This window comes from Diplocloster agilis (genome assembly GCF_019042275.1).
In the GTDB taxonomy this organism is placed as follows: Bacteria; Bacillota; Clostridia; order Lachnospirales; family Lachnospiraceae; genus Diplocloster; species Diplocloster agilis.
The window spans coordinates 161,943-174,625 of record NZ_JAHQCW010000007.1 but is presented as its reverse complement, the minus strand read 5'-3'; the positions used below and the strand labels follow the sequence as shown (position 1 = coordinate 174,625).

Here is a 12,683-nt window from a genome sequence, read left to right as displayed (position 1 = left end):
GAGCCTATTCACCAGGAACACGTGATGTGTTCCCGGTTCAGAGGCTCTTGCCCGTCGGACGTGAAGTCCGCCGGGCATCCTGAACCCGGCTTTTCGATTTCCCTAAGCGCTGCACAGCCGCCCTATGCGTTTCCGAGGAGACAAAAAGACCCCGTCGGCCGGGAGTCTCCCCGGATACCGTCTCTGTCCCAGCCTTAAGCAGCGGGCATACCCAAATCCGAGGAAGAATCCACTCGGATACCGGTCTTATTTTTCTGTAGGAATAGCCCTGATGGAATGTATACCCGGCTGCTGGTTTCGATATTCGGATGGGGTTCTCAGGGTAAGTTTTCTGAATAATTGGCTAAAATACCTGCCGTCTAAAAACCCCACCTTTGTGGCAATGGTACATATTGGTTCGTTTGTTTCCGATAAAAGGCGGCAAGCCTCATCAATTCTTATCTTTTGTAAATAATCAATGAAATTTATTCCCATGGTTTGTTTGAACTGTACACTGAAGTAATTTGGCGACATATGAATGTATTCGGCTACCGAAGTAAGCGTAATCTGATTCTGATAGTTATGATTGATATACGAAACGGCCGCATTAATTATTGTTGATGGCGACTTCCCTTTTAAGCTGATGTTACAAAGGTGATACACGATTTTGCAAATATGATTTTTTAATGCTTGGACAGATGAATAATTTTCAATCAAATATAAAAATTCGTTATTGGAGACCAAAATTTCGTGAGACTCCCAGCCATATTCCAGACACGCCAGATAGAGTGTGTGTACCAATCCCGTACAAAAGGAGAATACAACCTTCTTTTTCGCGCCTGAAAAGCTTTCGAAAAATTGATCAAGCAGTAATCCGCATTGTGTTTTATCTGACAGTTTGATTGCAGTTACCAGAAGTTGATCTATTTTTTGGGGATATATATATTTTTCCTGGACACTATCTGTCGCGGGCATGTCTATACAGATGGTATTAGGTCCCACATAAAAGATTTGCTCTAATTTAGCTCGCGCATGCCGATAAGAAGAATACCAATCTTCCATGGATTTACATTCTGTGCCGATGCCAACGGATACTGTGAATTGAAACTCAGTTAGAATTTCTTCCTGGATTTTTCTGCATACATGGATCAGATCGTTGTCAGTCCGGTCTTTTGATAATTCCAAACAAACAATAATCTGATCCATATATATAAATACATCGCAAACAAAATAGTTAAGGAAAGTCCGTGATACAATTGTTGAAAGGGACATAAAAATACTCTCAATTTCCAGGCGCGAATGTAATTGCTCAAATCCCAGATAATCATCGAGTTGAACCACTAAGATTGTGGAGTGGTTTCCTGTAACATGAAGTCCAAAAAATTGGAAGGACTCCAGGTCAAAGGAATTAATCCCTTCCTCACATACTAATTTGCTCAGGTAACGCTCTCTGAGATAGGGCATATTTTTTTCAACCTGTTTTTGCATTTGCTTATATTTTTGATTTTGGAGGCATTCCTTACGGATCTGTTTCTGGAGCTTGAGTACGGATGCCAAAATATCCTGCCATGGTACCGGCTTTAAAAGATACTCTGTTACCCTGTATTTTAAAGCTTCCTGCGCATATTCAAAATCATCGTATCCGCTGCAAATAATGGTCTTCGTTTTATAACCGTGTTCGGTTATGTATTTTAATACGTCGAGTCCGCCAAGTTCAGGCATACGGATATCTATGATTAAGATATCGGGCGTATTAACTATAATTTTATCCAGAGCGTCTCTGCCGTTTAATGCATAAGGTAATAGGGTGATTTCATATTGATTCCAGTCGATATTTGTTTCCATACCATATACCACATCGTAATTGTCATCTGCAATCATTAAACTTTCCATACTTCTCTTTTCCTTTTAATTTTTGGCACAATTTTCTGTTTCTGCATTCAATAATGGTATCCGTATCACTACTTCGGTTTTTCCGGGGTGTGAGGTAAAGGCAATGGAACATTCATCTTCATACTGGAGTTTTAAACGGGAATATACATTTTTAATGGCAAAACCGCTATAGTTCGTGCGATCTTTGGTTTTTTCAAATAATTCTTCCAGGCTGTTTGTGGAACAGCCAATCCCATTATCGGTAATTAAAATCACTAACTGTTTTTGTTCAATGTAAACATTTACGGTTAGATAACCATTAGCAGCTGTTGGCTGTAATCCATGAATAACAGAATTTTCCACAAAAGGCTGAATGATTAATTTCGGGATCATGATGTCTGCCGCATCGGAGGTAACCAGAATATCAAAGTGTAACCGGTCATGCATTAGCATCTGTTGTAAAGAGAGATAGTTAGTGACCAGCTCTAGTTCCGAGGAGACGGAGATAAAACTTTTTCCCTGGCTCAATGTCTGGCGGAATATCTTTGACAGCAAGATGATTGTCTGAGCTGCATTTTCGGTGTTTTTGGACATCAAATGCCAGTAAATGGAATCCAGGGTATTATATAGCAGATGAGGATTGATCTGAGATTGCAGTGACGCCAGCTCTGCTTCCCGTTTTTTTAACTCCAACTGCCAGGTGCTTGCGATGAGCCGCCTTGTTTCATCTACCATTTCATCATATCCCTTGCCTAACTCCCCAATTTCGTCGTAAAAAGAAAAATTTACATGAGAATTAAAATCCCCGGACCGAAACTTTCTCATTGCATTTAATAATTTTTGCAGTGGAGAAGTGAGTATGTTGCTCAAATAAATGGATACGAGAACCGCTAATATTAGTGAAATAATAACAATTAGAAAAGAAACTGTTTTGGCGTGAAATAGAAGCGACAACATGGAACTGTTGGAATACTCGTAGACCAAAAGCCAATGAAAGGAAGGGAGTACACCGTACGTATAAATATACTCAGAATGATCAGAAGACAAGGTGCGAGTTGATGTCCCGGAAGGTTTTTTTAATGATTCTAGCTCAGAACCGTGAAATTCAGCCGATGAGAATAAAATATTCTGCCCGTCGTCCAGTACGGCAAGCGCTCCCTCACTTGGAATAAGCGCGGTTAATTTATTAGAGATAGAGTCCAGGCGTATTCCCAGAATCAGCGCCCCAATTGTCTTTTGGGAATAATTATCTTTGATAATGCGGCACAAAAGTATTCTCGGATAAGCACTGTACTCCATATATTCGTTTTCACCGGCCTCAATATAATCCCATACGGGAGCGCCGGAAGCCTCAACAGCCTGTTGGTAAAGCGGTGTACGCATCAGAGCGGATAAGCTTGCGGCTCCCCGGCTCATATCATTAAAAGAGTAGTAATAGGGCTGCTCATAATTGCTATATATTTGGACGCTTCCCAGATAGTTGTTTGTTGCAAAAATGGTAGATATAAAATTTATAGTATTTGTATGTGCGGCGGCGTTATTCAAAGGCTGTGCTTTTAATTCCGATTGAATAGAGGAATCCGTACACAATACGGTAGAGATATATTCGGTTTCCTCTGCTACCATTTCCAGAAACGACTTGGCATTCGAGAGCGCTAACTCATTATTACTCTTAATTTCTGAGTAAACATACAGCGAAGCGGTATTATATAGATACGCAGTGATTGCGGTTGTAGAAATAATAATGATTAAGGAGAAACAAAAGATTAGTTTATATTTGTATTTGGCATTCATAAACACAGAATAGATGGAATGAATCATGATGTACCTCCTTAAACTTCTTCAGTGTCATAATATCAATTATGAACAAGTATGACAATAAGCATGGAATAAATGCGTAAATATCAAAACAAATAATAAAAATGTGTAATTGATACAAAAACATGCGGATGCTACAGTAAATTTGTAACTGACAGCAGAATTGCAATCATAATTTAAAGGAGGTTTACTATGAAAAAAATTTTAGCGTATTTATTGGTTATTAGCATTGTATTCGCCATGACAGGGTGTGCCGGTGAAACGGCATCGAACGACAATGATAGTCAGTATGCGAAAACAGATGAGAAAATCACAATCCGTTTTTTTTCTAACTTACCGGACCGATCGACCGGGCAAGGTAAACTGGAACAAATGATTATGGACAATTATTGTAAAGAAAATCCCAACGTTACGTTTGAGGTAGAAACTTTGGATGATGTTTCTTTTAGCCAAAAATTAAAAGCGTATATAGCGTCCAATAATCTGCCGGATATGCTCTATGTCAATTCGCTGCCTGCGGAAATCACCCCTTTGCTCAACAGCAATGCGCTTGCAGATCTATCGGAGGAAGATTATGAAAACTATGATTTTATCCAAGGCGCATTAGATGGATACAAATTCGATGGTAAGCTTTACGGATTGCCAAGAAATACTGATTTTATGGTTTTATATTATAATCAGGCTTTATTTGATCAATATGACCTGGATTTTCCGACAAATCTGGAAGAATTGAAACATTGCAGTGAGGTGTTTTTAAAGAATGGTATCATCCCCTGCTCGCTTTCGGGCCAGGAACAATGGCCTCTGGCGCTGTATTTTCAGGAAGTTATACTGAAAACTTCCGGTAACCAGCAGGAGATCTATGATGCCGTTGACCGAAAAATCCAGTTTAGCGGTAACGATAATTTTATAAAAGCAATTGAATTAATGCAGGAATTAACAAAATCCAATTTTGCCCAGGAAGGATTCGCTGCCAGTGAATACGGTGCGGCGATGAACTTATTTACACAGGGAAAAGCGGCCATGTATTACATGGGCGAATGGGATATGGGAATGGCAACGGACGAGACATTACCTGAGGAATTCAGGGAGAATGTACGGGCCGGATACTTACCGGCGTTTACAGAAAATGGGAAAAATACGGACTTGGTAGCATGGTATGGAGGAGGATATGGAGTTTCCGCGAATTCAAAATTGAAAGATGAATGTATTAAATTTTTGAATTATTTAATGAAACCGGAGAATTGGGCAAAGTTATCCTGGGAAAACGGATTAAATTTCCCGGCTCAGGACGCAACCAAATATGTCTCAGATAATGACAGCCAGCTGCAAAAAGATTTAGTCGAAATTTTGGCGAATGCATCTTCCACCAGCGGAGTAGATTTTTATGACAGCAGCACATCTGAGTTTATGACGGCGTGTATGTCTATTTGTCAAAATGCTGTTTCGGGAAATGCTTCTGCGGAGGAATGCCTTGCCGAATTAGATAAAGCTGCGGACACAGCAAAAAGCGATATGGAAAAATAAAGCGATTAGTGCATAAGCGACAATTGATTACCGTGGAGGAATGATAATGAGTAAGGTATTGAGCAACAAAAAAATGATCGCCCTTCTGGTATTGCCAGGTATAATTATTTTTTGCCTCGTTATTTTAGTACCTATCTTTATGAGCGTTTTTTACTCCGTAACTGACTATAACGGCATTGACGCTATGAAGTTTGTGGGTTTAACAAATTATAAAAAGTTAATTATGGATGACAAAATCATGTGGCTGTCTATTCGAAATGTTTTTATCTTATCAGCCGGACTCATTATCATTCAACATCCTTTAAGTATCGTTTGTGCGATCTATGTCGATAAAGCGGGTGGAGTATGGGAAAAAATATTCAGAGTTTTGATTTTTATACCAAGTATGACTTCGGTAGTCGTAACTGCGAAACTTTGGATGAATATGCTGGATCCTACGTTTGGGCTTGTCAATAAAATATTAAAAGCCGTTGGGCTTACATCGTGGTGCCAAGCTTGGATGACGGAAACAACCACAGCATTGATTGCGATTGTTCTGATAGAGATTTGGGTTGGGTTTGGCTGGTCTATGCTTATATACTATGCAGGTGTAAAGGGCATTCCCGCAGACCAGATAGATGCGGCTCGGATTGACGGCGCGGCGGATGGTCATCTAATCACGAAAATAATTTTACCACAGTTAAAACCAATTATCCGTATTAATATAACTCTTGCAATCGTGAATGCTTTGAAGATGATGGAAACAGTTTATCTTACAACGAATGGCGCTCCGGGTAATGCGACACAATTTGTTGCAAACTATTTATATGTGAAAGCATTTTCCGACCAAAAATATGGTTATGCGAATGCAATTTCAGTAGTATTCATTGTGATTTGCTTAATTGCAAATTTTATAACGAAACAGATAACAGCGGAAAGAGGGGAAAAATAAATGATTGCGGAGAAAAAGAAGAAATGGAAAAGGGCAAGACTTCTGATCCTGCTTTCTGTGGTTGCGTTGCTTAATCTGTTTCCATTAGTGTGGCTGCTGGATTATTCTTTATTGAGCAACAGCGATTTTTATGGAGATTCTATTATGAAGCTTCCGGCTCCGCCGTTATGGTCAAATTATTTTTCTGCGATTGTAGACGGAAAGTTTTTTAATTATCTGTTAAACAGTTTATTCATTACCGGAATAACGATAGCCGTAGTCATTACTTTAAGTATCTGTTTGGGATATGCGTTGATCCGAATGAAATGGAAAGGCAGCAGATTTGTCTATACATTATTAATAACCGGGATCATGATACCCATTCATACCACCTTATTACCGAATTTTTTTGCGTTTCAAGCTTACGGTATTTTAAATACCCGTATAGCATTGATCTTACCATATATCGCATTCAGTATGTCATTGGGACTCTTTATTATGTCAGGTTTTATAGAGGGGATACCAAGAAGCCTGGAAGAGGCGGCTGTTATGGATGGATGCGGCGTGTTAAGAATTATAAAAAATGTAGTGATTCCGCTTTCCAAACCTGCTGCGGTAACCGTTGCCACAATGACCTTTTTTAATTGCTGGAATGAATTTATTATGGCGGCGACCTATACAAGCAGTGATACTATCCGGACGCTTCCTTTTGCGGTTATGAATTTTTCAGGGAAGTATACATCAAATTATACCGTGCAGTTTGCCGTTATGTTTTTAAGTACGGTACCGGCAATTATTATCTTTATATTATTTAATAAGCAGATGACAAAAGGAATTATAGCAGGGGCGATTAAAGAATAGCACATGATGGAAGGAGAACATTATGGAAAATAGCAATCTGGCGAGGATTCGTATCGATCTGAAAGATTTTGTACATAAAATGGCTTACGGGATCGGGCAGAATTGGGAGGTGTTTGATAAACCTGTGTTTTACCCGAACACAAACACATTAGATACGATGGGAGTCAGTTCCTTTGGAGCGATCCCCCATCATACAGATCAAAGAAGATGGAAGCAAATTTTCAGACATGCGGAATGGCTGGGAATTAATTTTATCCGGTTAGAGATAGAGCAGGCGATGTATATGCCTGAAAGATTTGGGCTCTATGATTGGGATAATAATGAAATGAGGAATATTATACAGATCCTGGATTGGTGCCAGGAAAAAGAAGTAGATGTTTTTTTAACTGAAATGTGGCATCGCTGCAAGTGGAATTTTCCAGAACATGTAGTATCAACGATTACACAAGCACCGAGAGATGTTAAGGCTTGGGCGGAGTCATTTTCAGGAATGGTTGATTATCTTGTAAATGAGAAAGGATATACCTGTATTAAGTGTGTATGTATCGGCAATGAGCCGAATCCTGTTATTGCGGGGTGGCCTGATGACGCAGTAAAACAGGGGGAAGATTTTTGCATGGCTGATTACTATGACAGAACGGACTTTAATACCGCAAATGTGATTAAGGGAAGCTGGGATAACGGCGCGACATTGGATGACGGCTTAAATGCGGTAACAGCTGCATTTAAGAAAATTAAATTGCAAATCCCTATAGCCGGACCGGACTATATTTTTGCTAATAAATTTATGCCGGATGAGCGTTTAGGCGTCTATGAAAATCACATTTATTCTATTACCAAAGATACGCCGCCTTTGTACTTAGACTGGATCGCCGGCGCCAGAAGCGAGGGTAAGCCCTTCTTTATAGGGGAATACGGGGTACATATTCCTTTTATCAATACAACGTATGAGAAAAACCTGGAATTGGCCGGCTGGACATTACGGGAAGCAAATGCCGGGTGTGACGGATTTTTGCGTTGGAATTATATGAACCGCGGCGCTTTGGACGGCAACTGGCAGATGATCGATTCCTATGATCCTGATAATGACTGCCTTTTTGAGAATGTGACGCCACATCCGAATACTTATTATATACAAGGAATGTTATCGCGTTATTTATCTAAAAGGCCGACGGTTGTGTATTCCTATTCCGATATGAAATATCTGGATGTTGCAACATTTCTTGGACAGGACAACAATGTTACCATTATTGTTGTTAACAATGCACAGAAAGATATTCATACGAAATTTGAACTTGCAGGTATCCAATCTGAATTAAAACTGTATAAATATGGTCTTACCCCTGATGCCGCAGATCAGACGGATGTTACGGTAAATCCGCTTGCATTGGCTGATATTACGGAAGACGGGGAATTTACGGATGTGATTCAAAACGGTGGAATTTATGTTTATTCTACTTATCTTTTGAATGACAGCGACGCGGGCATTATCTGAACGTTACCAACGGCTTCCGGCTATATGGTACGGATACGAGTTACATTTATACACTAAACATACACATTTTTTCAAGAAAATGAAGGTTCGTTTGATTATTCTTAGTATATAAGTAAAACAGGAGGTTAAACAATGCCATTATATGAATACGCACACAATGCAAAAAACAGCATTCAGGTATCCGAACAGACGGCCGCGTCTGTGGTCAGCGGAGGCAGAGAGGTTGCCCGTTCCATTCTGGATCAGATCCGCGAAAAGTATGCGTCAACAAAAAGTACAGTTCTGGTAGCTATGGAAGGGTGGTACGGGGTAGAATGGGCTCCGCTTCTAAACGAAGTAAGCGCACTCGGCAAGAGTATGAAGATCGGGATAGAAACAGTCCCGGCTGCCGGGCTGTTTCAGCCGATAGACCTTATCATGCGGTATAAACAGCCTTATCTGACGGAAGATCCCAGTTTTGGCATCGTGTGTGAGGACGGTGTAATTGAGGATCTGATGGACGAAGAGAAATGTGCGGTATTGCGGGAAAGTCTGTCTGAGCGCCGAAAGCAGCAGACGGCAAAATGTTCTGCAATCCTTGTATTTGGATATGGTTCGGGAAGCAGAAAACTGGATGATTTATATGATCTGTATTACTATTTTGATTATACCAGACAGCCGCTTCTTTGGAAAATGTGGGACGGCAAGCTGATACCCTTTGGCTTTAAGAGCAGTAATCCGGACTATAACTGGAAAGAATACTATTACATAGACCATTATCTCTTGTTACGGCAAAAAGATTACGCGCTGCAGCGTATGGATTATTATGTGGAGTGCGTAAATCCGAAGCATCCCAAATGTATGCCCCGCCAGAGTTATGATGAAATCATCCGAACTCTTGTCCGCTATCCGGTCAAAGAAGTGAAGATTTTTCAGCCGGGCAACTGGGGAGCATACCGGTATAAAGATCTGTGGGACGTACCGGGCCTGGGCTGTAATGCGTGGAACGAAACGGCAGGGCCTGAGCTTAGTATACTGGTAGATATCGGGAACGAAGAAATGATTCAGATGCCGGTTATGAATCTGATGCAGTATCCGGAGGAGTTCGTCGGACGATATATTCACGAGACTTATCCCGGCGTGCTGCCCTTTGACGTATGGCTCAATGACGGATACTTTGATACCCCTCAGCCGGCAGAGCGGACCAGTATGCCGCTGCACCTGCATCCCAGCACGGATTATGTGCGCCGCAATTTTAAAGAGCCTCTTGGGAGATATGAGACATATTATGTGGCGGAAGCTTATCAGGACGCGAATACCTGGCTGGGTTACCGGGAGGATGCGGATCTGGAGGAGTGGGAAAAACTATGCCGGGAATCTGAGAACCAGATTCCGATCGAGAATTGGCGGGATTATGTCATCCGCTGGGACAGCAGCGAAGGGGATCTGTATCTGATACCGCCCGGAACGGTCCATGGACATGGCGGGAACCAACTGATCCTGGAGATGGATACCTGTACCAGCAATGCGGGAACGGAATATTCATTTTTCCTGTATGATTTTGCCAGAAAATCCTGGGAAGATTCCACTCAGGATATGACAGGCCGGCCGCTTAAGATGCATACGGAACATGGATTCCGCATGGACAGGTGCCGCAGGGAGAAATGGGTAAAGGATCATCTGCTGGCCAAACCAAGGGTGCGGGAATGGAACAGAGACTATAGTACCGATCAATACGATACCGTGCCGGAGATGCCGTTTCATATCGAGAGAATCCACTTTGAAAAAAGGGGTGAGAATTCGACCGGAGGAAAATATATGCAGATCCTGACACTGACGGCCGGAGAACGGGTCGTACTCAGATCCAAGGAAAATCCCCAGTATCAGTCTCAGATTGAAAAATGGCAGAGCGTAATCGTTCCGGCCTGTTTTGGGGATTATGAATTGATAAACGAAGGAGCTGGAAGCTGTACCGTGGTGCAGCTGCGGTGGAAAAAAGGTTAGGAGGTATAAAATGCCAACAGTGAAATTAATACCTGCCCCGAAGATTGTCTATCCGGGAGCCAGAGTGCCGGAAGTGAATGATAAGAGCCAAACGGACTGCCACAGTCCCGGGTTCTGGGATTCGGAAGAAGAACGTCTGTATATTTTCAATTCCTGGGAGCTGCCGTGGAGGACCTCCGGCACCAGCCTCTATGATTTGGAGGCAAGTGAGCCTGTGACTTTCGATGTGCGGCAGAACGGAGGCCAGTGGCTGGAAGGGATCTGGAAGGTCCCCGGTGGGAAACTCTATGGCTGGTACCATCTGGAACCGGACGGCCTGGAGAAGCCGGGAGAATATTACGGGAGCAGTAAGGTGCAGCAGGAAAAAGAAGAGACTCTGCGAACCATGAGCATACCGCCGGGCAGCAAATTTTTTGAGCGGTACCCTACAAAGCCAAAAATAGGAGCGCTGGTGTCGGAAGACAAGGGAAAGACCTGGAAAGATCTGGGATTTGTCATCTCGGCGCCGGAGGATCTGGTATCCTCCACATCTTCGGACGCCTGGTATTTTGGAGGGGAAGGAGACTTTGGGACCTGCGTGGATAAGGAGGAAGAGTTTGTATACTTTTTCATCACCACGTTTTACGGAGGAAAAGAGAACCAGGGACTGGGATTTGCCCGGATGAGCCTGAAAGATCTGGACCGGCCTGCAGGCAAGGTCTGGAAGTGGAGAGACGGTGAATGGAGGGAACCTGGAATCGGCGGATACGCGCAGCCGGTCATCCCGGTGTTCGAAGACTGGCACAGCAAACAGGCCAACGCGTTCTGGGGACCGGTCGTGCACTGGAACACCTGGCTTAACACCTATGTTATGTTCCTGAACCGGGTAAATGACGGGACCTGGAACATGGAAGGGTATTATGTATCCTTTAATCCCGATATTTCCAATCCGCTGGGATGGTCTGAACCGGTTAAAGTTCTGGATGGGGAAGACGCCAGGCAGGCGACCGCTCCGGACGGCAGTATGACAGGATGGTATGTCAGCGTATTTCCCGCCGAAGATTACGATAATGACAATAGGATAGGACGAAGAGCCAGACTCTTTGCCACCGGCACTTCCCTTTGGGAAATCGAATTCCAAAAATAAAAATTCTGGTTAAGGAGGAGAGCTTGATATGCCGCACCGGGAAATGATGGATTATCTAGGGGATATCAGTCAGATCGGCGGTATGAAACGCTATCAGATGCTGGAGGGAAAGGCTAAGGGGGTGGAGGCGGTTGACGTGGATGACGGGCATGGACTGCGCTTCACGATATTAATCGACAGAGGGATGGATCTGGGAAAACTGGTGTACCGGGACTGGGGCTTTACGTTCCAGGCGGCCGCAGGAGTCACGGCTCCGCAATATTATAATGAGCGGGGCGAAGAATGGCTGCAGAGCTTCGGGGGAGGCTTCCTGACTACCTGCGGCCTGACGCAGGCGGGCGATCCCTGTGTATTTAAGGGACAGCCCTACGGCCTTCATGGGCAGGTGTCCAACCTTCCGGCCAGGCTGGAACGCTGCGAGTCGGACTGGCAGGGAGAGGACTATGTGATGGAAGTGGCCGGCAGAGTTTTTCAAACCCGGCATCAGGGCGTCCAGCTGAGTGTCAGAAGGTCCGTCAGGACCGTTCTTTTAAGCGGACGCATACAGATAGAAGACCGGATCCGCAACCAGTCGTCCGACCGGTCCCCGCTTATGCTTTTGTATCATATGAATTTCGGATATCCCTTTTTGAACCCGGATACCAGGATGTATATCCCGGTCCGGCATACCCAGGGGTGGGATGAATTTTCGGAGCAGCATATGGAACAGCAAAAGAAAATGCCGGCGCCCTCCGCCCGGGCCGCCCACTACACGTATCTGCATGAGCTGCGGGCGGACAGCGAAGGAAATACCGGTTATCTGATTTGGAATGAAAAGGACGGTCAGTATACCGGGGTACAGGTGAGATATAATCAGGCAAACCTGCCGTATCTGGGGCAATGGATGTACCCGAAAAAAAGAGATTATATTATGGCTTTGGAACCTTGTAACAATCATATCAAAGGTATAGCGCCGGAAGAGAAATACGGTACGCTTCGCTGGCTGGAACCCCAGGAAGAGGTGACATGCCGGCTGGATATCCGGTTCTTCTCCACACGTGAAGAATGGAAAAAGCGGAAAGCCGAACTGGAAGCTTTATAACAGGAACAGATATAACCGGACTGCGGATGCT

General features: G+C 43.4%; 9 protein-coding genes. 7 read left to right on the top strand and 2 right to left on the bottom strand.

The window, feature by feature from the left end:
• Positions 1-246: 246 nt before the first annotated feature.
• The gene (locus KTH89_RS06600) at positions 247-1,872 is read right to left on the bottom strand and encodes a helix-turn-helix domain-containing protein (RefSeq protein WP_238721121.1); all 1,626 of its coding nucleotides are present in this window, start codon (positions 1,870-1,872) and stop codon (positions 247-249) included.
• 15 nt (positions 1,873-1,887) lie between these two features.
• Positions 1,888-3,672 (bottom strand): cache domain-containing sensor histidine kinase, encoded by a 1,785-nt coding sequence (locus KTH89_RS06595; protein ID WP_238721120.1) that lies wholly within the window; start codon positions 3,670-3,672, stop codon positions 1,888-1,890.
• Positions 3,673-3,861: 189 nt separating this feature from the next.
• Between KTH89_RS06595 and KTH89_RS06590 the strand changes: the two genes are divergently transcribed.
• From KTH89_RS06590 to KTH89_RS06560, 7 genes are all read left to right on the top strand, one after another.
• Positions 3,862-5,196 (top strand): ABC transporter substrate-binding protein, encoded by a 1,335-nt coding sequence (locus KTH89_RS06590; RefSeq protein WP_158342178.1) that lies wholly within the window; start codon positions 3,862-3,864, stop codon positions 5,194-5,196.
• Positions 5,197-5,242: 46 nt separating this feature from the next.
• Positions 5,243-6,127: a carbohydrate ABC transporter permease gene (locus tag KTH89_RS06585; RefSeq protein WP_238721119.1), complete on the top strand. Its 885-nt coding sequence runs from the start codon at positions 5,243-5,245 to the stop codon at positions 6,125-6,127.
• Positions 6,128-6,967 (top strand): carbohydrate ABC transporter permease, encoded by an 840-nt coding sequence (locus KTH89_RS06580; protein ID WP_158342176.1) that lies wholly within the window; start codon positions 6,128-6,130, stop codon positions 6,965-6,967.
• 79 nt (positions 6,968-7,046) lie between these two features.
• Entirely contained in the window at positions 7,047-8,462 is a 1,416-nt protein-coding gene (locus KTH89_RS06575; RefSeq protein WP_238721118.1) for a cellulase family glycosylhydrolase, read from the top strand.
• A gap of 132 nt (positions 8,463-8,594) precedes the next feature.
• Positions 8,595-10,445 (top strand): cupin domain-containing protein, encoded by a 1,851-nt coding sequence (locus KTH89_RS06570; RefSeq protein ID WP_238721117.1) that lies wholly within the window; start codon positions 8,595-8,597, stop codon positions 10,443-10,445.
• A 10-nt stretch (positions 10,446-10,455) separates the two neighbouring features.
• Entirely contained in the window at positions 10,456-11,571 is a 1,116-nt protein-coding gene (locus KTH89_RS06565; protein WP_238721116.1) for a hypothetical protein, read from the top strand.
• A gap of 28 nt (positions 11,572-11,599) precedes the next feature.
• Positions 11,600-12,652, top strand: a complete 1,053-nt coding sequence (locus KTH89_RS06560) for an aldose 1-epimerase family protein (RefSeq protein ID WP_238721115.1) — start codon at positions 11,600-11,602, stop codon at positions 12,650-12,652.
• Positions 12,653-12,683: the final 31 nt, after the last annotated feature.

Excerpts from the sequence above, each read along its gene's own strand:
- KTH89_RS06575 (WP_238721118.1), top strand. The coding sequence starts at position 7,047 with ATGGCTTACGGGATCGGGCAGAATTGGGAGGTGTTTGATAAACCTGTG.
- KTH89_RS06580 (WP_158342176.1), top strand. The coding sequence starts at position 6,128 with ATGATTGCGGAGAAAAAGAAGAAATGGAAAAGGGCAAGACTTCTGATC.
- KTH89_RS06585 (WP_238721119.1), top strand. The coding sequence starts at position 5,243 with ATGAGTAAGGTATTGAGCAACAAAAAAATGATCGCCCTTCTGGTATTG.
- KTH89_RS06570 (WP_238721117.1), top strand. The coding sequence starts at position 8,595 with ATGCCATTATATGAATACGCACACAATGCAAAAAACAGCATTCAGGTA.
- KTH89_RS06595 (WP_238721120.1), bottom strand. The coding sequence starts at position 3,672 with ATGATTCATTCCATCTATTCTGTGTTTATGAATGCCAAATACAAATAT.
- KTH89_RS06600 (WP_238721121.1), bottom strand. The coding sequence starts at position 1,872 with ATGGAAAGTTTAATGATTGCAGATGACAATTACGATGTGGTATATGGT.
- KTH89_RS06590 (WP_158342178.1), top strand. The coding sequence starts at position 3,862 with ATGAAAAAAATTTTAGCGTATTTATTGGTTATTAGCATTGTATTCGCC.
- KTH89_RS06565 (WP_238721116.1), top strand. The coding sequence starts at position 10,456 with ATGCCAACAGTGAAATTAATACCTGCCCCGAAGATTGTCTATCCGGGA.
- KTH89_RS06560 (WP_238721115.1), top strand. The coding sequence starts at position 11,600 with ATGCCGCACCGGGAAATGATGGATTATCTAGGGGATATCAGTCAGATC.